This is a genomic window from Providencia huaxiensis, from assembly GCF_002843235.3.
GTDB lineage: Bacteria > Pseudomonadota > Gammaproteobacteria > Enterobacterales > Enterobacteriaceae > Providencia > Providencia huaxiensis.
This window is the reverse complement of the sequence record NZ_CP031123.2, coordinates 4,105,285-4,127,458: the sequence shown is the minus strand read 5'-3', so window position 1 is coordinate 4,127,458 and position 22,174 is coordinate 4,105,285. Positions and strand designations below refer to the sequence as shown.

The 22,174-nt window shown below is 42.6% G+C and carries 17 protein-coding genes; 12 read left to right on the top strand and 5 right to left on the bottom strand.

Features of this window, described 5'->3' with window-relative positions; translation table 11 throughout:
* Nucleotides 1-240 precede the first annotated feature (240 nt).
* From gmk to recG, 5 genes are read left to right on the top strand one after another with little or no spacing between them, the layout of a single operon-like run.
* Nucleotides 241-864 carry a guanylate kinase gene (gene gmk, locus CYG50_RS20860; protein ID WP_102138854.1) on the top strand — a complete coding sequence of 208 codons (624 nt, stop codon included), beginning with the start codon at nucleotides 241-243 and terminating at the stop codon, nucleotides 862-864.
* Between the two features lie 56 nt (nucleotides 865-920).
* Complete coding sequence (rpoZ, locus tag CYG50_RS20855) at nucleotides 921-1,196, top strand: DNA-directed RNA polymerase subunit omega (protein WP_102138853.1); 276 nt, start codon at nucleotides 921-923, stop codon at nucleotides 1,194-1,196.
* Between the two features lie 19 nt (nucleotides 1,197-1,215).
* The gene (gene spoT / locus CYG50_RS20850; RefSeq protein ID WP_102138852.1) at nucleotides 1,216-3,333 is read left to right on the top strand and encodes a bifunctional GTP diphosphokinase/guanosine-3',5'-bis pyrophosphate 3'-pyrophosphohydrolase; all 2,118 of its coding nucleotides are present in this window, start codon (nucleotides 1,216-1,218) and stop codon (nucleotides 3,331-3,333) included.
* A 22-nt stretch (nucleotides 3,334-3,355) separates the two neighbouring features.
* Nucleotides 3,356-4,069, top strand: coding sequence for a tRNA (guanosine(18)-2'-O)-methyltransferase TrmH (gene trmH, locus CYG50_RS20845; protein WP_102138851.1), 714 nt, complete (start codon nucleotides 3,356-3,358; stop codon nucleotides 4,067-4,069).
* Between the two features lie 15 nt (nucleotides 4,070-4,084).
* Nucleotides 4,085-6,166, top strand: a complete 2,082-nt coding sequence (gene recG, locus CYG50_RS20840; RefSeq protein WP_102138850.1) for an ATP-dependent DNA helicase RecG — start codon at nucleotides 4,085-4,087, stop codon at nucleotides 6,164-6,166.
* A gap of 97 nt (nucleotides 6,167-6,263) precedes the next feature.
* Here the strand turns inward: recG and gltS are convergent, their stop codons facing one another.
* On the bottom strand, nucleotides 6,264-7,478 hold the full coding sequence (gene gltS / locus CYG50_RS20835; RefSeq protein WP_102138849.1) for a sodium/glutamate symporter: 1,215 nt from the start codon (nucleotides 7,476-7,478) through the stop codon (nucleotides 6,264-6,266).
* 235 nt (nucleotides 7,479-7,713) lie between these two features.
* Between gltS and CYG50_RS20830 the strand changes: the two genes are divergently transcribed.
* Both CYG50_RS20830 and CYG50_RS20825 read left to right on the top strand, forming a co-directional pair.
* Nucleotides 7,714-9,102, top strand: a complete 1,389-nt coding sequence (locus CYG50_RS20830; RefSeq protein WP_096863580.1) for a uracil-xanthine permease family protein — start codon at nucleotides 7,714-7,716, stop codon at nucleotides 9,100-9,102.
* Between the two features lie 125 nt (nucleotides 9,103-9,227).
* A complete protein-coding gene (locus tag CYG50_RS20825; protein WP_102138848.1) occupies nucleotides 9,228-10,985 on the top strand; it encodes an AsmA family protein in 1,758 nt (585 codons plus the stop codon).
* 110 nt (nucleotides 10,986-11,095) lie between these two features.
* On the opposite strand, the gene fabY is transcribed toward CYG50_RS20825, so the two are convergent.
* The 3 genes from fabY to yihX form a co-directional block, all read right to left on the bottom strand.
* A complete protein-coding gene (fabY, locus tag CYG50_RS20820) occupies nucleotides 11,096-12,010 on the bottom strand; it encodes a fatty acid biosynthesis protein FabY (RefSeq protein ID WP_102138847.1) in 915 nt (304 codons plus the stop codon).
* 23 nt (nucleotides 12,011-12,033) lie between these two features.
* Nucleotides 12,034-12,471: a D-aminoacyl-tRNA deacylase gene (gene dtd / locus CYG50_RS20815; RefSeq protein ID WP_102138846.1), complete on the bottom strand. Its 438-nt coding sequence runs from the start codon at nucleotides 12,469-12,471 to the stop codon at nucleotides 12,034-12,036.
* Between the two features lie 61 nt (nucleotides 12,472-12,532).
* The gene (gene yihX, locus CYG50_RS20810) at nucleotides 12,533-13,147 is read right to left on the bottom strand and encodes a glucose-1-phosphatase (RefSeq protein WP_004266093.1); all 615 of its coding nucleotides are present in this window, start codon (nucleotides 13,145-13,147) and stop codon (nucleotides 12,533-12,535) included.
* Nucleotides 13,148-13,498: 351 nt separating this feature from the next.
* Between yihX and CYG50_RS20805 the strand changes: the two genes are divergently transcribed.
* Entirely contained in the window at nucleotides 13,499-14,101 is a 603-nt protein-coding gene (locus CYG50_RS20805; RefSeq protein ID WP_102138845.1) for a hypothetical protein, read from the top strand.
* 85 nt (nucleotides 14,102-14,186) lie between these two features.
* On the opposite strand, the gene typA is transcribed toward CYG50_RS20805, so the two are convergent.
* Entirely contained in the window at nucleotides 14,187-16,010 is a 1,824-nt protein-coding gene (gene typA, locus CYG50_RS20800; RefSeq protein ID WP_102138844.1) for a ribosome-dependent GTPase TypA, read from the bottom strand.
* A 432-nt stretch (nucleotides 16,011-16,442) separates the two neighbouring features.
* On the opposite strand from typA, the gene CYG50_RS23170 reads away from it, so the two are divergent.
* The 4 genes from CYG50_RS23170 (at nucleotide 16,443) to glnG (ending at nucleotide 21,788) form a co-directional block, all read left to right on the top strand.
* Nucleotides 16,443-17,309, top strand: a complete 867-nt coding sequence (locus CYG50_RS23170) for a PadR family transcriptional regulator (RefSeq protein ID WP_232368219.1) — start codon at nucleotides 16,443-16,445, stop codon at nucleotides 17,307-17,309.
* A gap of 381 nt (nucleotides 17,310-17,690) precedes the next feature.
* Nucleotides 17,691-19,100, top strand: coding sequence for a glutamate--ammonia ligase (gene glnA / locus CYG50_RS20790; RefSeq protein ID WP_004262716.1), 1,410 nt, complete (start codon nucleotides 17,691-17,693; stop codon nucleotides 19,098-19,100).
* Nucleotides 19,101-19,256: 156 nt separating this feature from the next.
* Entirely contained in the window at nucleotides 19,257-20,306 is a 1,050-nt protein-coding gene (gene glnL, locus CYG50_RS20785) for a nitrogen regulation protein NR(II) (RefSeq protein WP_102138843.1), read from the top strand.
* 9 nt (nucleotides 20,307-20,315) lie between these two features.
* Nucleotides 20,316-21,788 (top strand): nitrogen regulation protein NR(I), encoded by a 1,473-nt coding sequence (glnG, locus tag CYG50_RS20780; RefSeq protein ID WP_102138842.1) that lies wholly within the window; start codon nucleotides 20,316-20,318, stop codon nucleotides 21,786-21,788.
* The last annotated feature ends 386 nt before the right edge of the window (nucleotides 21,789-22,174 follow it).

The window sequence follows — 22,174 nt, the reverse complement described above, 5'->3', positions numbered from 1 at the left end:
CTTTTCTCCGCCTTCATCCCCAAAAGAAATTATTTGCAAAAAGCTTCGCAAAACGAATGTTGCTTTCATGAGTAATAAGTTAATTTCTCGAGCCCGTTCACAATTTAGTTATGAATCAAATTCATTTAATTAAAATTCATGATTTATTGATATCGCTGCACGTTGATGCAAGTACGTGTATACTATGTCGGGTTTATCACCATCTTTTATGTTTAATCCTCGACTATTCAAGAAATCATCATGATACAAGGCACGTTATATATTGTTTCTGCCCCTAGTGGTGCAGGGAAATCAAGTCTGATTCAGGCTTTATTAAAAACACAACCATTGTATGACACACAGGTTTCCGTTTCTCATACAACTCGAGCTGCACGTCCAGGAGAAACCCATGGCGAGCACTATTTCTTTGTATCTGAAACTGATTTTTTACAAATGGTCGACAAAGGCGAGTTCTTAGAACATGCCTGTGTTTTTGGGAATTATTATGGGACGTCCAAACCCATCATTGAAGATGTATTAAATAGTGGTGTAGATGTTTTTCTTGATATCGATTGGCAGGGAGCCCAGCAAATTAGGGATAAAATGCCTGAAGCACGCAGTATTTTTATTCTCCCACCATCAAAAGATGAACTTTATCGTAGGCTACGTGGACGTGGGCAAGACAGCGATGAAGTTATAGAAAAGCGTATGTCACAAGCAGTAGGTGAAATTGAACATTTCAACGAGTATGATTACCTTATTGTTAATGATGATTTCAATACCGCGCTAAGCGATTTACAATCTATTATCCGTACTGAGCGTTTAAAGTTAGCGCGTCAGATTCAGCGACATGATGCTTTAATCAGCAAATTACTAGCAGACTGAGAATAGTTTCAGTATCATATCAGGTCATTTTTTTATTTCTTTGGAGTAGCACACTTATGGCACGCGTAACTGTTCAAGACGCAGTAGAAAAAATTGGTAACCGTTTTGACCTCGTATTGGTTGCGGCACGTAGAGCTCGTCAGTTACAAACGGGTGGAAAAGACCCTTTAGTTCCTGAAGAAAATGATAAATATACTGTTATCGCATTGCGTGAAGTAGAAGAAGGTTTAATCAACGGTCACATTTTAGATGTGCGTGAGCGCCAAGAACAGCAAGAGCAAGATGCGGCTGAAATGCAAGCGGTTTCTGCAATCGCTGAAGGTCGTCGCTAATCACTAAGGTGGGTCTGCCTTGTATCTGTTTGAAAGCCTTAATTTAGTCATTCAAAAGTATCTTCCTAAAGAACAAATTGAATTACTAAGAAAAGCCTATGTTGTTGCACGGGATGCCCACGAAGGACAGACCCGTTCGAGTGGTGAGCCTTATATTACTCATCCAGTTGCTGTTGCTTGTATTCTTGCTGAAATGCGTTTGGACCATGAAACACTAATGGCAGCGCTACTTCATGATGTGATTGAAGATACTCCAGCGACATTTCAAGACATAGAAGAATTGTTTGGCACCACCGTCGCCGGTCTCGTTGAAGGTGTATCCAAACTAGACAAGCTCAATTTTCGCGACAAAAAAGAAGCTCAAGCAGAAAACTTCCGCAAAATGATCATGGCGATGGTAAAAGACATCCGTGTCATTTTGATAAAACTGGCAGACCGCACTCACAATATGCGCACGCTAGGGTCACTTAGGCCCGATAAACGTCGGCGTATTGCACGTGAAACCCTTGAAATATATAGCCCGTTAGCCCACAGGCTAGGTATACACCACATCAAAACAGAGCTTGAAGAGCTTGGTTTTGAAGCGTTATATCCCAACCGTTATCGTGTTATTAAAGAAGTCGTCAAAGCGGCTCGCGGTAACCGAAAAGAGATGATCCAAAAAATTCTCTCGGAAATTGACGGTAGGCTTACCGAGGCGGGTGTTCCTTGTCGCGTCAGCGGCAGAGAAAAACATCTTTATTCCATCTATCGCAAAATGCACCAAAAAGAGCAACGTTTCCACTCCATCATGGATATCTATGCTTTTAGGGTAATTGTGAAAGATGTGGATACTTGCTACCGCGTTTTAGGCCAGATGCACAGTTTATACAAACCGCGTCCGGGGCGTATTAAAGACTATATTGCTATCCCTAAAGCCAACGGCTATCAATCGCTACATACCTCACTTATTGGGCCACATGGCGTTCCTGTAGAAGTGCAAATTCGCACAGAAGACATGGACCAAATGGCTGAAATGGGGGTTGCTGCACATTGGGCCTATAAAGAGCAAGGTGAACAAGGTACAACGGCACAGGTTAGAGCTCAACGTTGGATGCAAAGCCTACTTGAGTTACAACAAAGTGCAGGTAGCTCGTTTGAATTTATTGAAAGCGTTAAGTCGGATCTATTTCCAGATGAAATCTACGTTTTCACCCCAGAAGGCCGTATTGTTGAATTACCTACGGGTGCAACACCTGTTGATTTTGCATATGCGGTACACACAGATATTGGCCATGCTTGCGTGGGGGCTCGTGTTGACCGTCAGCCTTATCCACTTTCGCAATCCCTGACGAGTGGCCAAACTGTTGAAATTATTACTGCGCCAGGTGCTCGTCCAAATGCAGCATGGCTCAATTTTGTTGTCAGCTCGAAAGCGCGAGCCAAGATCCGCCAATTATTGAAAAACTTGAAACGCGAAGATTCTATTAACTTAGGTCGCCGTTTGCTCAACCATGCACTAGGGACAGGAAATAAACTCACTGATATCCCTCAAGCCAATATTGATGCAGAATTAGCACGCATGAAGCTGCACTCTATAGACGACTTGCTTGCTGAAATTGGGTTGGGTAACGCAATGAGTGTGGTTGTCGCACGAAACCTACAAAACAATCCACAAAATGCACCTGAAGAACAAGTGTTAGTTGAAAGCCGAAATAAACTGTCTATCAAAGGTGCAGATGGCGTTTTAATCACCTTTGCAAAATGTTGTCGCCCTATTCCCGGTGACCCAATTGTTGCACATATTAGTCCTGGAAAAGGTCTGGTTATCCACCATGAATCCTGCCGAAATATCCGTGGTTATCAAAAAGAACCCGATAAATTTATGGCGGTTGAATGGGACAATGACACCGACACCGACTTTATCGCTGAAATTAAAGTGGATATGATTAACCATCAAGGCGCTTTAGCGAATTTAACCGCTGCTATTAATGACGCTAACTCAAGTATTCAAAGTATGAATACAGAAGAAAAAGATGGCCGTGTATATTGTGCCTTTATTCGCCTTACAACTAAAAACCGTGTTCAATTGGCAAATGTGATGCGGAAAATCCGTATTATGCCTGACGTTCTACGTGTTAGCCGAAACCGTAATTAACGACCATATTTAATTAATCACTATGAATGAACGCCGCTACCGCCGCATTTGCCAAATGATGGCGATGCGGCAGCCTGACCTAACTCTCTGCCTCGAAGAAATTCATAAACCGCACAATGTTTCTGCCATTGTACGCAGTGCGGATGCCGTAGGGATCCACCAAATTCATGCTATTTGGCCTGACCAACAAGTCAAACTGTCCGTATCTTCTGCAGCGGGGAGTAATAGCTGGGTTAAAATTATTTCACATACATCGACCAAAGAAGCAATTTCCCAAATAAAATCACAAAACATGCAGGTTTTGGCAACTAACTTGTCAGAACATGCCGTTGATTTTCGTGAAATTGATTATACTTTGCCAACTTGTATTATGATGGGGCAAGAGAAAACAGGGATTTCACAACAAGCCCTCGCACTGGCTGATAAACACATTATTATTCCAATGGCTGGTATGGTGCAATCTTTGAACGTTTCCGTCGCTTCTGCACTAATTTTATATGAAGCCCAAAGGCAGCGGCAACAAGCGGGGATGTACGACCGTGAACACTGCTTACTTTCACCAGATGAACAACAAGCTTGGTTATTCGAAGGTGGTTACCCTGTACTCGCTGAAGTTGCTAAACGTAAGGGGCTTCCTCGCCCATTTATCAATAGCCAAGGGCAAATTGAAGCTGATGACTCGTGGTGGGCACAAATGCAATTAACCGAAAAAATGAAAAGACGGCAGTTGGGTTAAATAGAAGGAAATAACATGAATAATGGGCTACTTGATACCATTTCACTGACCTCATTGCATGGTGTTGGTGCAAGTCAGTCAGAAAAAATGCGTAAAATCGGTTTGAACACCGTTCAAGACCTTCTTCTTCATTTCCCTTTGCGCTATGAAGACCATACTCGTTTATATCAAATAAAAGATCTCCTTCCCGGTACGACAGCAACAATCACAGGCGAAGTCCTGCAAACTAAAGTCGTCTTCGGCCGAAAAAGAATGATGACCTGCTTAATTTCCGATGGAACAGGCAACCTCACCTTACGTTTTTTCAATTTTTCAGCGGCAATGAAAAATAATTTAGCGGAAGGAAGACAGGTTACCGCCTATGGGGAAGTTCGCAGAGGAAATACAGGGCCGGAAATCATTCACCCTGAATATAAAGTATCTAAAGAAACCAGCAATATCAGCTTGCAAGAGAATTTAACACCAGTATACCCAACCACTGAAGGTGTTCGCCAAGCGACTTTACGCAAAGTCATGGAGCAAGCACTCGGGTTACTTGATAGCGGGGAAATAAAAGAATTACTTCCTGAAGAACTTAGCCGTGGAATGATAAGTTTGCCAGATGCCATTCGCTTATTACACAACCCACCACCGAATGTAGCACTGAGTGAGCTAGAAAAAGGCCATCATCCCGCACAAAAGCGGCTAGTCCTCGAAGAATTACTCGCTCACCATCTAAGCATGTTAGCTATCCGCGCAGGTAATGAACGCCTATATGCCCAGCCGTTAGTCGCAAGTGGTCAATTAAAATCTCAGTTACTTGCACAATTACCATTTTCACCAACAAACGCACAAAACCGTGTTGTTAGCGAAGTTGAAGCAGACCTCGCTAAAAACGCCCCTATGATGCGTTTGATTCAAGGGGATGTCGGGTCAGGGAAAACTCTCGTTGCAGCCTTAGCGGCCGTTTGTGCCATCGAGAATGGCAAACAAGTGGCACTGATGGCTCCCACTGAAATTCTTGCAGAGCAACATGCCAATACTTTCAAACAGTGGTTAGAACCTTTAGGCGTCAAAGTAGGTTGGCTCGCGGGTAAACAAAAGGGTAAGGCACGTCAGGCTCAGCAAGATGCCATCGCAAGTGGAGAAGTCGCGATGGTTGTTGGAACACACGCTATTTTCCAAGAGCAAGTGAGCTTTAAAGCACTAGGGCTTGTTATCATTGATGAACAACATCGCTTTGGCGTTCATCAGCGGCTCGCTCTGCGTGAAAAAGGTGAGCAGCAAGGTTACCACCCTCATCAATTAATCATGACCGCTACGCCAATCCCACGGACGCTGGCGATGACAGCGTATGCAGACTTAGATACCTCTGTCATCGATGAACTACCTCCAGGACGAACACCCGTCACCACTGTCGCCATACCGGACACTCGCCGTAACGATATTATTGAACGCGTTCGCCAAGCCTGTATTGAAGAAGGCCGCCAAGCCTATTGGGTCTGTACACTCATTGAAGACTCTGAATTATTAGAAGCGCAAGCGGCTCAAGTGACCAGCGAAGAGCTTGCACTGGCACTACCTGAATTAAAAGTAGGCTTAGTCCATGGCCGAATGAAACCTGTTGAAAAACAAAGCATTATGGCGGCTTTTAAACGAAATGAAATTCAACTGCTTGTTGCTACAACGGTCATTGAAGTCGGTGTGGATGTGCCTAATGCAAGTTTAATGATTATTGATAACCCTGAGCGCCTTGGTCTAGCTCAGTTGCACCAACTAAGAGGGCGAGTCGGCCGCGGGGCTATCGCATCTCACTGTGTATTATTGTACAAGACACCGTTAACCCATACCGCTAAACAAAGACTACAAGTATTACGGGATAGTAATGATGGCTTCGTTATCGCACAAAAAGATCTCGAAATTCGCGGGCCAGGGGAATTATTAGGCACTAGACAAACAGGAAATGCAGAATTTAAAGTCGCAGACTTGTTGCGTGACCAATATATGTTGCCAGAAGTGCAACGCCTTGCTCGCCATATTCAACAAAATTACCCTGAAAATGCACAACAACTTATTGAGCGTTGGTTACCTGAGCGAGAGCAGTACAGCCACGCTTAAGTCTTATATCTTCTTTTTATTCGTTCCCTAAAATGAAAATTGCCGTGAATATTTTCACGGCAATACCTGCTTTACTTGATTTATTATTAAATGAAGGTTAACCAGCAATCGTTGGGAATAATGGCAGCATCAGATACAGTTTAATAACTATCGCATTAACAATATCAATGAAGAATGCCCCAACCATTGGTACAACCAAGAATGCTAAGTGAGATGGACCTAATCTATCCGTAACAGCTTGCATATTCGCAATAGCTGTTGGTGTCGCACCAAGACCGAACCCACAGTGACCTGCAGCTAAGATTGCAGCGTCATAGTTTTTGCCCATCACGCGGAAAGTCACAAAAATAGCATATCCTGCCATCACACAAGCCTGTACAGCAAGAATGATAATCATTGGGATTGCAAGTGATGCTAATTCCCACAGTTTCAAGCTCATGAGTGCCATTGCTAAGAATAATGAGAGGCTCACGTTACCCATGACAGAAACAGCGCGGTCGAATACTCGGTAAAAACCAAGCAGTGATAAGCTGTTACTTAAAATTACACCAACAAAAAGTACGCAGACAAACTTAGGCAATGCGAAAGGAGTATCGGCTAATTGGCCTGCAATAAAACTTCCCACCAATAGACAAATAGCGATCAGTGCAATAGTTTCAATTAAAACCATTGAAGTGATCATGCGTCCAGATTGTGGTTTCTCAAATGCTGTTGGAACGTCTTTATCATCTTCAGCCGTTCCTGGCGTTGGAATATTACGCGTTAGAAAACGTGCAACAGGTCCACCGATTAAACCACCGAGAACAAGTCCAAATGTAGCACAAGCCATTGCAACTTCTGTTGCACTTTGGAAACCATAGTTTTCAGTGAAAATTTTCCCCCATGCCGCGCCAGTTCCATGACCACCAGATAAGGTAATTGAACCAGCTAATAGCCCCATGAGAGGGTCTAATCCCAATAATTCAGCAAGAGCAATCCCTACTGTATTTTGGACAAGCAATAAACCAACAACCACAAAAATGAAGATAAACAATGCTTTACCACCAGCCTTCAAACTAGCAAGGTTGGCATTAAGACCAATTGTGGCAAAGAATGCCAGCATCATAGGTTCTTGCAGTGATAAGTCAAAAGAAAGGCTCCAGTCAAATAATTGTTTAAGCAATAAAAGACTAAAAGCAACTAACAACCCACCTGCAACAGGTTCAGGGATTGTATATTTTTCAAGGAAAGGGACTGATTTGACCAGTTTACGCCCAAGCAATAGTACTAAAGTAGCAGCTACCAGTGTACCGTAGACATCGAGATGATACATTCACGTACCTCGTCTGTTGTTAAAATTATCAAAAACTAGTAAGACGTTAATTTCTTCCTTAAAACGCCAAAAGCAGGTTATAGGATTAGAAAAAAAAACTGTTATAAATACAAGTTAAAAGATATAAAAATGTGACAGCCTTATTTAACATTGATCAATGTTTTTTACGCGCAAACGATTGCTTTTTAATTTCGACACATTACAATGCGTTTTTTGTTGGCGAGAAATGAAGGCAATGAATACTGCGACGTCTGAAAAACAAACTACTGAAGCGACCATACAAACGCAAAGCGAACTCATCTATAAATTAGAAGACCGCCCACCGCTGCCGCAAGCCTTGTTTGCCGCTGGGCAACATCTTCTGGCGATGTTTGTTGCGGTGATTACCCCTGCGATGCTGATTTGCCAGGCATTAGGACTACCAGCTCACGACACCCAGCGCATCATTAGTATGTCTTTATTTGCCTCCGGTATTGCTTCTTTAATTCAAATTCGTGCGTGGGGCCCTATTGGGTCAGGCTTGCTTTCGATTCAAGGAACCAGTTTTAACTTTGTTGCACCTTTAATCATGGGTGGTGTTGCACTTAAGCAAGGTGGCGCTGATATTCCGTCGATGATGGCAGCCTTATTCGGCACATTGCTAGTTGCGGCACTCACCGAAGTGATTCTTTCTCGATTCTTACATCTAGCCCGTCGAGTCATTACACCACTAGTTTCAGGTGTTGTTGTCATGATTATCGGCCTATCCTTGATTCAAGTCGGGTTAACATCCATTGGCGGTGGCTATGGTGCAATTAGTGACAACACTTTTGGTTCCCCTGATTATTTGATTTTAGCTGGGGTTGTTTTAGCGGTTATTATTTTACTTAATCGGCAGAAAAACCCTTACTTACGTGTCGCATCTTTAGTCATTGCTATGGCTGTTGGCTATATTGCTGCTTGGTGGATGGACATGTTGCCAAATGCGCAACCAATGGAAGCCAACCAGCCAATTATTACTGTCCCTGAGCCTTTCTATTATGGCTTATCCTTCGACTGGAACCTGTTGATACCATTAATTCTCATTTTTATGGTGACTTCCTTAGAAACGATAGGTGATATTACCGCCACTTCTGATGTATCTGAGCAACCTGTTCGTGGCCCTTTATACATGAAACGTATAAAAGGTGGCGTACTTGCTAATGGGTTGAACTCAATGGTTTCTGCGGTATTTAATACTTTCCCTAACTCTTGCTTTGGGCAAAACAACGGTGTTATCCAATTAACAGGGGTGGCAAGTCGCTATGTCGGCTACATTGTCGCTTTAATGTTAGTGTTATTAGGGTTGTTCCCTGCGGTTGCAGGCTTTGTGCAACAAATTCCAGAGCCCGTATTAGGCGGAGCAACAATTGTAATGTTTGGTACCATTGCCGCTTCAGGTGTGCGCATTGTATCTCGTGAACCACTCAATCGCCGCGCCATCATGATTATTGCGCTTTCCCTCGCAGTGGGTATGGGCGTTTCACAGCAACCCTTGATTTTGCAATTTGCCCCTGATTGGCTAAAAACCTTGTTTTCTTCCGGTATTGCTGCAGGTGGTTTAACTGCAATTGTTCTGAATTTAGTCTTCCCTCTCGAAAAATAACCTTCATTCTAGCCGCCAGTGTTGAACACTCTGGCGGTTTTTCTGTATGCTATCCTTAAATTGTCGCTATATTAGGCAGTCTCTTCCAGTGTCTATTCGTCAACAAACCAAAGGAGCAGTAAACTGTGAAATGGTTAATCAAATTTACTACCTATGCACTTTTGTTACTGCTGCTATTGTTTATTTTTACTTATATCGGGCTGCAAACCCGTTGGGGTGCATCCTACTCCAGTCAATTTTTAAGTAAATTCACCAATTATGATATTGATGTGGGAATTATGGGGCATGAATTTTCTAACCCCGGTGAATTCATCTTCCAAGATGTCAAATTAGCTGCTAAAAACAGTGATCTATCTTTAGACTCACGGCAAGTCGTGCTTGATGTTAACTGGAAAAATATATTTAGCGGCACCGCTATCAAACGTTTGGTTATCACTCAAGGAACATTATCTACAACAGTCACACCCGATACGATACTGCTACCTATTTCCGCTAATATTTTGCAATTTGAAAATAGCCAAATCACGCTTAAAAAAGGTGATGATACCGTGCAAGTCACTGGCTTCACGGGGGGAATTACCCCTTGGAAACCCACCGAGAACACGCCTTTTGGTTACGGTGATTTTCGATTTACCTCTAACCAATTAAAATTCAATGACCTTTCATTCAAGAATGTTGCCATTACGGGTAAATTACAGCAGCAAGGAACAGAAATAAGCCAAGCAAGTGCCTACTTAAATAACGGCTATATTGCGGGTGCTGGAAAGGTACTTGACGATGGCTCTATCATGGTTGACTCCCTCACCATGAATAAAGTCGGCTGGGAAAATAAAGTTGATTTCGATTCACTATTTGATGCAATAGCGAGTGAAAAATCATTGCAGGTCAAAAAGGTAGAACTAACCAATGTTGATATTCAAGGTAAAGATTGGGCACTTTCTGGCCTGAGCACCGAAATTGACCAACTCAGCTTCACGAGAGGGAGCTGGACGAGTTCCGAAAGCAACATTAGCTTTAATGTTGACCAATTTGTCGTGAAAGACCAGCAACTGAGTACCTTAATTGGTGACCTGAAAATTAACGGTGACAACCTGAGTATCAACAAGTTATCGGGTTACTATAATAAAGGCGTCTTTAACCTCAGTGGGTCTTGGCAGCGCAATGATCGAGTACTGACTATCGACGAAGGCAAACTAGCGGGTATCTTATACACACTGCCTGAAACTTGGCTATCATTCTTTGCAGAGCCTACACCAGCTTGGTTATCCGGTTTAAGTATCAAAAAATTCACCCTTTCCCAATCACTTTTGATGAATATCCAACCGCAGTTTCCTTTCGAACTGACCGCGCTCAGTGGCAATATTGAAAATATCGACTTGATTAAACAAAAGCAGTGGGGAATTTGGAGCGGTAAAGCGACATTCACTGCAGATAGCGGCACAATCAACCAAGTTCTAGTACGCCGCCCGTTTATTGAAGTGCGTCAAAGTGGTAAATCTTCAGCTGCAGCGAGCTTAACAGTCAGTACCGATAAAGGCATCAGTAAGATTGGCCTGCTGGTAAAACAAGAACCGAAAAAAGTCCCCTTCTTACTGAGAGCATCGGGTTCGAATATTGATCTCGTTGATTTAAACCAATGGGGTTGGGCAGGCTTTCCAGCTCAAGTCATCGGTGATTTTGATGCGACATTACAAGGGGATTTACTCGCCCCATCTGTGGCAAAAAGTCTGAATGGGGAATTGATGGCAGTCCCATTGCAAGGCAAACGCCTATTCCGTACCGTTGTAAACGGGGTTGTCACCTCATCGGTGGAGTCCGATGCTGACTTGCAACCAATTGAGCCTTCGTTAGTAGAACCGCTTCCCGCACTTAGTAATCAATAAAAACCAGCGTTCAATAAAAGCTAACAATCAATAAAAACACAAAAGGCAGGTCAATCAAGCCTGCCTTTCTTTTTAATATTCAATGGATAATTAATATTCAATGGATAACTTTATTTTTTTGCTTCTACAGGTAACACCATATAGACACCACTGAATACTGCGCCCACTTTGCCATCAGGGTTACTAACCTCGACTTTCAGCTTTACTCGCGCCTTGCTACCTCGCGCTAAACGGTCAAGGTCACCGCTCATATTTGCTAAGTCCGCTGTCGCTGTCGGCCTACCGCTTACAGGCTTACCATAACGAATACTGGCATCGACCAACACAATATCACCACCAAGCTGGTGTTCTTGCATTAACAGCCAAATCAGCCCCCATCCTGTCAAGGTAGCTAATGAAAATTGGCTTCCTGCAAATATTGTTTCATGAGGGTTTTGGTTGCCCGCTTCCGGCATGGTGGTAATAAAACGAGTCCCCGTGTATTGGTCGACTCGGACCCCCATTTTCTCACTCAATGGAATGTACTTATACCAGGCTTGCTGTAGCTCACCACACCAATCTGGACGATGTAATATTTGGTCTAGCATCTCTATGGGTTTAATCATCAAATAGTGGCGTACTGGCGTTTTTAACTGCCCAGCAACTTGGCCACGGTTCTCAAAACCCATTTTGTCGAAAAATGGTACGGCTTCTTCACGAACGCTCGACACAATGCGTTTTACGCCTTCTTGCCGCGCAACAGACTCCAGGGCCATGATAATTAATTTGCCAAGTCCTTTACCTTGCATGACAGGGTTAACGGCTAAAAAACGGATAGCGCCTTCGTTATCGGCATTGATATATAAGCGGCCAATAGCAAGAATACGGTTTTTATCATCCACGACCATTTGATGGTGTGCGGTTAAATCATAACCATCTTTTTCTGAACCAAGGGGCTGATTAAACGGTTTTCGTAACATTTCCCAGCGAAAATGGTAATAAGTTGCGAATTCAATATCATCTTTCGGTGTACGTAAATGGTACATCGCTTCCCCCTTTAAAAATGGACTCACACTTGTAGCCAGAAAGTAACAGGGCCATCATTGGTTAGATTCACTTGCATATCAGCAGCAAATTCACCAGTTTGTGTTTCAATCCCTTTTAGCCGGCTTTGTTCAACGAAGTATTGATACAAGGTATCTACTTTCTCAGGTTCTGCTCCCCCTGAAAAACTCGGCCGCATACCTTTTTTGGTGTCAGCCGCTAAAGTAAATTGAGAAACCACCAATAGTCTGCCTCCCGCTTGTTGAACATTGAGATTCATTTTCCCTTGTTCATCGCTAAAAATACGGTAGCCTAATACTTTTTCACACAAACGCTTGGCTTTCTGCTCATCATCATCTTTTTCAACGCCAAGCAAAACCAACAACCCGGTATTTATTTGCCCTACTATTTTCTGATCAACAACCACACTCGCTTGAGTGACTCTCTGGATTAATGCAATCATGATGGCTCTTTACAAAACGATAGAGCAACGTTAAACGTTGCTCCACGATAAAATCAGGATGTTATTCAACTTCAGCACTGAAATCGTAAGTGCGGAAATATTCAGGAATGGTGTCTTTATTCACGACATGAATACTGCGAATACCAAGAGCTTCTGCGGCTTTTATATTTTCTTCGACGTCATCAAAGAAAATAGCATCCGCAGCATCAAACTCTTCTGATTGCAGCACATATTTGTAAATTTCTGGATCAGGCTTACGCATGCCTAAATCCTGGGAGAGATATAGGAAATCAGAGGAAGCTGCAATTTCTGGGTAGTGTGCTGGCCAGTAGTCTAGATGTAGACGGTTGGTATTCGATAAAACGACCACTCGGTGCCCTTGTTCACGAAGGCGCTCCATAATATCAATGACTTCAGGTCGTAACGAAATAAAAATAGCGTGCCAGCCTTCAGCAAAGTCTTCAAAGCTTAGTGTAATGTCCATTTCTTCACAAAGCAGCTCAGCAAACTCGATGTCTGAAATTTTTCCACACTCATGTAATTGAAAGATATTACCAAAAGTAAAACGTGATTTGATTTCTTCACTTGGTGTACCACTCAGTTCAGACCATTTATCAAATACACGATTAAAGTCGATATCAATAATCACATTACCCATATCGAAGATATACAGCATAAATTTTCCTCATTGTTATTCACTAAATTTACTTTAATCATTATTCGGGCAACTGAACAGCCCTAATTAGTGATAATTCACGTTATTTTGTCAATTTATCGATTAAGCAATCCACACTTAGCGCAATTAATGAGCAACAAACTGAACGATTTGCTCCGTTAATGAGAAAACGCTTTTTATCCCAAAGGTGCTATTTCACTTAGCACTATCGGTTTTTGATACTAAATGTTAAGTCCCTCCACAAGCTTTTTGCATAATAGTTTTTACGTAGCAAGTCATACCACAAGCAATGTGAGCTGATATCTATGCGATATCAGTAATAAATAAATCTTAAAATATAAAAGTCATACTATGAAAATAGATAAAACAATCTCTTGGCCGATTGTTATTCTCTGGGGAAGCTTATTTTTAATTCCATTATTTAACAATCTCCCCCTGAATTTCAATATCGACCTCACAACAAAAATTATTGAACATTTTCAATCAATTACTCTAATTTTCTGTGCCTTTTTTACTTGGTTTTATATGAAACCATTACAACAAAAAAACCAAGGAATGAAACTATTTTGGTTATGGGCAACTATCTGGTGGGTAACATTATTTGGCAGAGGAACAAATTGGGGGCGCGAATTTTTTCCTAATCTGGATCACACCTATTTTAGGATAATTTCTATCGTCTTGATTGGCGGCTTAGTTTTGATGCTATGTGCTTCTTCATTAAGAAAAAGTATTGTTTTTCACCTAAAAAATACAGCGATTCCAATTTGGAGTTTACTACTGACTCTTTGTGCTTTCTTGATTTCAGATAGTGTTGAACACCATCGATTTCTGAGTTCCATTTTTCTACATCATTCTGAGCTACAAAGCCTTATTGAAGAATTGTACGAAATCCCTTTAATTATCGGACTGTTTATTTCATCACTGTATTTTATGAAGAAAGACAAGTCATTATAAATCTCATAAATAAGTAAGGCGCCTTTCGGCGCCTTACTACACACATCACTACAATAACGTAATAAACAACATCACGTAATGGTAATTAGTCTTCTTTAGAACGGCTTGCACGACGGCGGTCGTTCTCAGTCAAGTGACGTTTACGCAGACGAATAGACTGCGGAGTCACTTCAACTAACTCGTCATCATCAATGAACTCAAGAGCTTGTTCCAGAGTCATTTTGATTGGTGGTGACAGCGTTGTTGCTTCGTCAGTACCTGATGCACGCATGTTAGTCAGTTTTTTACCGGTTAAGCAGTTAACGGTTAAGTCGTTAGAACGTGAGTGAATACCAATGATTTGGCCTTCATACACTTCAGCACCGTGACCTAAGAACAATTTACCGCGATCTTGCAGGCTGTACAGAGCATAAGCAACCGCTTTACCTTGACCGTTGGAGATCAGAACACCGTTTTGGCGGCCACCGATTTCACCTGGGCGAACATCATCGTAATGGCTGAATGTTGAGTACAGTAAACCCGTACCTGATGTCATTGTCATGAATTCAGTACGGAAGCCAATCAAGCCACGGCTTGGGATAATGTAGTCAAGACGCACACGGCCTTTACCGTCTGGCATCATGTCACGCAGGTCACCTTTACGCTCACCTAAAGCTTTCATGATGTCGCCTTGGTGCTGTTCTTCAACGTCTAAAGTCACTTGTTCGAACGGCTCTTGTTTACGACCATCGATTTCACGAATGATAACTTTTGGACGAGATACGGCTAATTCGAAGCCTTCACGACGCATGTTTTCGATAAGAACAGATAAGTGCAGCTCACCACGACCAGATACACGGAATGCGTCTGGGTCTTGAGTTTCTTCAACACGCAGTGCAACGTTGTGAACCAGTTCTTTATTCAGGCGGTCAAGGATCTGACGTGAAGTCACGAATTTACCTTCTTTACCGCAGAATGGTGAGGTGTTAACACAGTAGAACATGCTAACTGTTGGCTCATCAACCGCTAACGCAGGCAGTGCTTCAACGCTACCCACTTGGCAAATAGTGTCAGAAATGTTTAGTTCGCCTAAACCAGTCAGCGCAACGATATCACCCGCTTCCGCTTGCTGTGAATCGATACGCTCTAAACCTAAGTGAGTTAACACTTTACCGATTTTACCGTTGCGAGTTTTACCTTCGCTATCGATAACAGTTATTTGTTGGTTAGGCTTAACAACGCCGCGCTTAATACGACCGATACCGATAACACCTAAATAGCTGTTGTAATCCAATTGCGAAACTTGCATTTGGAATGGACCGTCAACGTCAACTGCTGGAGGTGCAACGTGTTCCACGATAGCTTCGTACAGTGGGGTCATGTCTTCAGCCATGTTTTCGTGCTCAAGACCTGCGATACCGTTTAATGCAGAGGCATAAACGATAGGGAAATCGAGTTGCTCATCCGTTGCACCTAAGTTCACGAATAAGTCGAATACTTGGTCAACGACCCAATCAGGACGTGCGCCAGGGCGGTCAACTTTATTGATAACAACAATTGGACGTAAGCCGTGATCGAACGCTTTTTGCGTTACGAAACGAGTTTGTGGCATTGGGCCGTCCATCGCATCAACAACCAGCAGAACGCAGTCAACCATAGACATTACGCGCTCAACCTCACCACCGAAATCGGCGTGGCCTGGGGTGTCTACGATATTGATGTGATAACCATTCCATTGGATTGCAGTATTTTTAGCAAGAATGGTAATACCACGCTCTTTCTCCAAGTCGTTGGAGTCCATAACACGCTCATCGACAGTTTCACGTTCGCCGAACGTACCTGACTGTTGCAATAATTTACCAACCAGTGTGGTCTTGCCATGGTCAACGTGAGCGATGATGGCGATGTTTCTTAAGTTTTGAATTGACAAGGATTTTTACCGTTTAATTGACAGGAAAGGAATATGTTTTTTGCGGCATTCTAATTACCCAAACATACTTTCTACGTTAATTTGCTGTTATTTTACACGTTTTTCCGCACAAGTGGAATAAATGTGAAACCCATCACTGTATAAAAAGTTTTTAACGAAAAAACATTCAGTTGCGAGACTGAGCCAAAATACCTAATAAAAATAGGCCTATCAGCACTGTGAAATCACAAAGTGACAGAATAATACGCTAAAAACTTAATATTAGCAGCCCAAAAAAAGAACAAAAAATAGACTTTCTTTCTTAACTGCCAGTTTAAATATCTTTTTGTGTTATTTAGATATATCTAAATTGACTAATTAGATATATCTAAATATAGTAAACCCATAAAATAAATTCGATATATCTAAAGTTACAAGCTAAGGAGTAACTATATGCTAATTAAATCTTGTCGTCATGTATATTATGCACACCACGATGAAAATCAACGTGGCCACCACGGTGGATGTTGCCACAATGATGACCGTCATGGTCATGGACACAGTGAGCGCTGCCACGGTGAAGGCCGTCATGGCCACGGACATGGTGAACGCTGCCACGGCGAAGGCCGTCATGGCCACGGGCACGGTGAGCGCTGCCACGGTGAAGGCCGTCATGGCCACGGGCACGGTGAGCGCTGCCACGGTGAAGGCCGTCATGGCCACGGGCACGGTGAGCGCTGCCACGGTGAAGGCCGTCATGGCCACGGGCACGGTGAGCGCTGCCACGGCGATGACCGCCAAAGAGGCCGAGGAAGAGGCAAAGGGCTGCGTCGTTTATTCGACCATGGTGATCTTCATATTATGGTACTTTCGTTAGTCGCTAAAAAACCAAGCTATGGCTACGAAATTATCAAAGATATTCAAGAAGCCTCAAATGGCTTATATGTGCCTAGTCCCGGTGTTATTTATCCAACTCTAACACTGTTAGAAGAACAAGGCTTCCTAGAGTCTCAGATTGTTGAGCGTAATCGCAAAAGTTTTACCATTACTCCTGAGGGAGCAGCCCATCTAGCTCAAAATAAAGAAATTGAAGCTGTTATTGCTCGCAAACTAGCAAAAGCGCGTGATATGCAACAAGGCAGTAATTTGGCGGAAGACATTGAAATGGCCGTTAGTCGCTTTAAAGCATTATTACGTCACAAAATGGTTTTAAAACAGCTAAATGAAGAACAAACTCGCCAAATTGCCTCAATTATCAATGATGCAGTAAAACAAATTGAAGAAGTGAATACGTTATTAACAAATAGCGATGAAGATTAATGTTGCTGTTTCACGTTGAGCAACCTTATTTCTTTTTTATCTCGTCAGCATTGTGCTCTAGCAGAGCACAATGCTAATTTTTTATTTGAATTCTCATCTATACACGCCATTTGCACCAATTTAGTGCAAAAACAAAACCATTAGCACCAAACCAGTGCATTACATATAAAGAAAGCTAGATGGCTCCCTTCGTCCACACGTAACAATCAGTATTTACTATAATTAAAAAGTTGGCACGCTTTTCGCTTATCTATTTATAGAGCGCGTGCTAACTATTTTTATATAACTCATTTTATATAACTAACACGCCAGACAAACAACAGACATACTGTCAAATGATAGCTTGTGATTTGTTGATTAGACCCGACCAGGAGAGCCGAGATGTCCGCTGAACATGTTTTATCGTTAATTAAAGAGCACAATGTTAGATTTATTGATCTGCGTTTTACCGACACTAAAGGTAAAGAGCAACACATCACTATCCCTGCTCATCAAGTTGACGAAGACTTCTTTGAAGAAGGCCAGATGTTTGATGGTTCATCTATTGGTGGCTGGAAAGGCATCAATGAGTCAGACATGGTATTAATGCCAGACCCATCAACTGCAATGTTAGACCCGTTCTTTGCAGATATTACGTTAATTATACGCTGTGATATTTTAGAACCGGGCACTATGCAAGGTTATGACAGAGACCCGCGTTCAATTTCAAAACGTGCAGAAGATTTCCTGCGCTCAAGTGGGATCGCCGATATCGTTCTCTTTGGGCCAGAACCTGAATTTTTCGTTTTTGATGACATTCGTTTTGGCAACAACATGCACGGTAGCTACTACCATATCGATGATATCGAAGCGGCATGGAATACGGGAACCAAATACGAAGGTGGTAATAAAGGCCATCGCCCTGCAGTAAAAGGCGGTTATTTCCCAGTTCCACCGGTTGATTCATCACAAGACTTGCGTTCAGCTATGTGTACCACTATGGAAGAGATGGGCTTGGTTGTTGAAGCTCACCACCATGAAGTGGCAACCGCTGGGCAAAACGAAGTCGCAACCCGCTTTAATACCATGACTAAAAAAGCGGATGAAACCCAGATTTATAAATATGTTGTTCACAATGTTGCCCATGCCTACGGCAAAACAGCGACCTTTATGCCAAAACCTTTAGTGGGTGATAACGGCTCTGGTATGCACTGCCATATGTCTTTATCTAAAGGCGGTGTTAACCTGTTCGCAGGTGACAAATACGGTGGTTTATCCGAAATGGCGCTGTATTACATTGGCGGTATTATTAAGCATGCACGTGCGCTGAACGCATTTACAAACCCAACAACTAACTCATACAAACGCTTAGTTCCGGGCTTTGAAGCACCTGTAATGTTGGCATATTCTGCACGTAACCGCTCTGCTTCGATTCGTATTCCAGTCGTTGCGAGCACGAAAGCACGTCGTATTGAAGTTCGCTTCCCAGACCCAGCTGCTAACCCATATTTAGCGTTTGCTGCTCAGTTAATGGCAGGCCTTGATGGCATCATTAACAAGATCCACCCTGGTGATGCGATGGACAAAAATTTATATGACTTACCACCAGAAGAAGCCAAAGAAATTCCAACCGTTTCAGGCTCTTTAGACGAAGCGTTAGCGGAATTAGATAAAGACCGTGAATTCTTAACCCGTGGTGGTGTATTCACTAATGACGCTATCGATGCGTATATTGAATTAACCCGTGCCGACATCCAGCGTGTTCGTATGGCACCACACCCTCTCGAATTTGAAATGTACTACAGTGTGTAACACGCCGTTCCACTGTTAGTCTTTGTTGCCGTGAAGCACTTGCCCCATCTTTTGATGGGGCCTTTTATCTCTAACGTATTTACGCAGCAAAAATCAAATATCGGTTGTTTGGTCTATCAGGTATAATGCACCAAAATAGTGCAGGAGCAACATTACATGAAAACCGAACATTTGCCAGCACCGGAACACATTCTCGACTCCCTCATTAATAGCGTGCTAATTTTGGATTACGATTTGGTTATCCATTACGCCAACCATGCTGCACTCCAGATCTTAACCCAAAGCCAGCGCAAGCTATACGGTACGCCTCTACCACTGTTATTCAGTTATTGTTCACTCAATGATGAACTCATGCTCAATAGCTTAAAAGAAGGCCATAGTTTTACCGAAAATGAAGTCACCTTAGTGTTTAACAACCATTCCCATGTGATGTCATTCAGCGCACAGCCTTTTTCAGAGCAATTTATTTTAGTTGAGCTTTCGCAATTAGATAGCCAACGGCGCTTGAGCCAAGAACTCGCACAGAATGCCCAGCAATTGGCCGCCCGCGAACTGATCCGTGGGCTTGCTCACGAAATCAAAAACCCTCTCGGAGGTTTGCGAGGCGCTGCGCAATTGCTATCTAAAGCGCTGCCTGACCCACAATTAAATGAATATACTCAAGTGATTATCGAACAGGCTGACCGCCTGCGAGCACTGGTTGATCGGCTGCTTGGCCCACAATATCCAGGGCCGAAAACACAGCAAAGTATCCATCATATTATGGAAAATGTAACGCGGTTGGTGTCATTAGAAAAACCCGATAACGTGACATTAATTCGTGACTATGACCCAAGCCTGCCCGAATTAGAGTATTACCCAGACCAAATCGAGCAAGTGCTTCTAAATATCACCCGAAACGCATTACAAGCTCTCGCTGAAACGGGGGGTTATATCACCTTGCGTACACGAACTGCTTTTCAAGTCACACTGCAAGGCGAGCGTTATCGATTAGCTGCACGTATTGATATTGAAGATAACGGTCCCGGTATTCCATTGGCAATTCAGGATACGTTGTTTTATCCCATGGTGAGTGGACGGCCTGATGGGACCGGACTTGGCCTATCAATTGCCCGCAGTTTAGTCGACCAACACGCAGGAAAAATCGAGTTCACCAGTTGGCCAGGTCACACTGAGTTTTCCATTTATCTACCAATTAAGAAATAGGAGATAACCATGACGCAGGGAAAAATTTGGGTGGTTGATGACGATAGCTCCATCCGTTGGGTACTTGAGCGTGCATTAGATAATGCAAAGTTCGCTTGCACCTGCTTTGACAGTGCGGACGCTGTACTTGCCGCATTAGAAAATTCACTCCCTGATGTGTTGTTATCTGATATCCGTATGCCAGGCACAAATGGTATTGAACTGCTGAATACCATCAAACAATCATATCCCCTCCTGCCGATTATTATCATGACAGCACACTCTGACCTTGATGCTGCCGTAAATGCCTACCAGTCAGGTGCCTTTGATTACTTACCAAAACCTTTCGATATTGATGAAACCGTCGCATTAGTCGAACGCGCTCTGAATCATAGCCGTGAACAAAACCATACTGGCCGTGAAGCTAAACAGCCCGCTCCTGTTGTCTCTTCGACCATGATCGGAGAAGCACCGGCTATGCAAGAGGTTTATCGCATTATTGGTCGTTTATCGCGCTCATCAATTAGTGTGCTTATTAATGGTGAATCAGGAACAGGGAAAGAGTTAGTTGCCCACGCACTACATCAGCACAGCCCCCGTGCTGATGCCCCTTTTATTGCATTAAATATGGCCGCCATTCCCAAAGATTTAATTGAATCTGAGCTATTCGGCCACGAAAAAGGCGCATTTACGGGTGCGAATCAAGTACGTCAAGGGCGATTTGAGCAAGCTAACCATGGATCTCTGTTTCTAGATGAAATCGGTGATATGCCACTTGATGTACAAACTCGCTTATTACGCGTTCTGGCGGAAGGCCAATTCTATCGTATTGGCGGTTATACCCCAGTTAATGTGGATGTGCGGATTATTGCCGCCACCCACCAAGACCTTGAAAAACGTGTTAAAGAAGGCTTATTTCGTGAAGACTTATTTCACCGGTTAAATGTCATTCGAGTGCAATTACCGCCATTACGTGAACGCACTGAAGATATCCCACGTCTCGCCAATTATTTTCTACAAAATACGGCGAAAGAACTCGGTGTCGAGGCTAAAGTTCTCCACCCTGACAGCGAAAAAATTCTTCAACGCTATTACTGGTCGGGTAACGTTCGCCAATTGGAGAATGTCTGCCGTTGGTTAACCGTGATGGCAGCAAGCCAAGAAATCTTACCGCAAGATTTGCCCGATGATTTGCTTGAAGAGCATCCACAACAAAATACAGTGGTAAAATCATCGCAAACCGACGCCATACCAACACAATCGTTATCATCACACAATCCTAGTTCTGCTGCTCAGTGGTTTGAACTACTTGAAGAGTGGACTGATAACGCATTAATGGAGGGTAAAGAAGATCTCTTTGCACAAACCATCCCCTTACTTGAGCGTACAATGCTAAATTGCGCGTTAAAATACACCAATGGCCATAAACAAGAAGCCGCCCGTTTATTAGGCTGGGGAAGAAATACACTAACTCGTAAATTAAAAGAGCTAGGAATTGAATAACCCCCCAATTGACTATCCTATTAAGATAAGCGTGACTTAATTTATTATTTCATGCTTATCTTAATATTCAATAATTCCAAACTAACTCGCATCAGAAAAAGATATTTAAACGTTAAATAAATTACTATTAATGATGATAGTTTTAAGATTATACTTTTATTACAGTACATTTTAGACTATTTTTACTTTAAAATAAAAAAATTAAAATAATGTAATGATATTAAACACCACAAAAACACATCATGCGTTAAGTAATAACAAAAAAACACCAACTTAAAACTAATTTAATTATTTAATTTTTATTTTTATCTTCAGAAAAAATCCCAATATTGAAAAACCAACATTTATTAAAATATCCACAAAAAACCCACAACCTATAATGTGAA

Coding starts and splice junctions, on each gene's coding strand:
- glnG (WP_102138842.1), top strand. CDS start 20,316: ATGACGCAGGGAAAAATTTGGGTGGTTGATGACGATAGCTCCATCCGT.
- fabY (WP_102138847.1), bottom strand. CDS start 12,010: ATGTACCATTTACGTACACCGAAAGATGATATTGAATTCGCAACTTAT.
- glnA (WP_004262716.1), top strand. CDS start 17,691: ATGTCCGCTGAACATGTTTTATCGTTAATTAAAGAGCACAATGTTAGA.
- gmk (WP_102138854.1), top strand. CDS start 241: ATGATACAAGGCACGTTATATATTGTTTCTGCCCCTAGTGGTGCAGGG.
- rpoZ (WP_102138853.1), top strand. CDS start 921: ATGGCACGCGTAACTGTTCAAGACGCAGTAGAAAAAATTGGTAACCGT.
- gltS (WP_102138849.1), bottom strand. CDS start 7,478: ATGTATCATCTCGATGTCTACGGTACACTGGTAGCTGCTACTTTAGTA.
- CYG50_RS20830 (WP_096863580.1), top strand. CDS start 7,714: ATGAATACTGCGACGTCTGAAAAACAAACTACTGAAGCGACCATACAA.
- CYG50_RS23170 (WP_232368219.1), top strand. CDS start 16,443: ATGCTAATTAAATCTTGTCGTCATGTATATTATGCACACCACGATGAA.
- yihX (WP_004266093.1), bottom strand. CDS start 13,147: ATGCTGTATATCTTCGATATGGGTAATGTGATTATTGATATCGACTTT.
- recG (WP_102138850.1), top strand. CDS start 4,085: ATGAATAATGGGCTACTTGATACCATTTCACTGACCTCATTGCATGGT.
- CYG50_RS20805 (WP_102138845.1), top strand. CDS start 13,499: ATGAAAATAGATAAAACAATCTCTTGGCCGATTGTTATTCTCTGGGGA.
- glnL (WP_102138843.1), top strand. CDS start 19,257: ATGAAAACCGAACATTTGCCAGCACCGGAACACATTCTCGACTCCCTC.
- trmH (WP_102138851.1), top strand. CDS start 3,356: ATGAATGAACGCCGCTACCGCCGCATTTGCCAAATGATGGCGATGCGG.
- dtd (WP_102138846.1), bottom strand. CDS start 12,471: ATGATTGCATTAATCCAGAGAGTCACTCAAGCGAGTGTGGTTGTTGAT.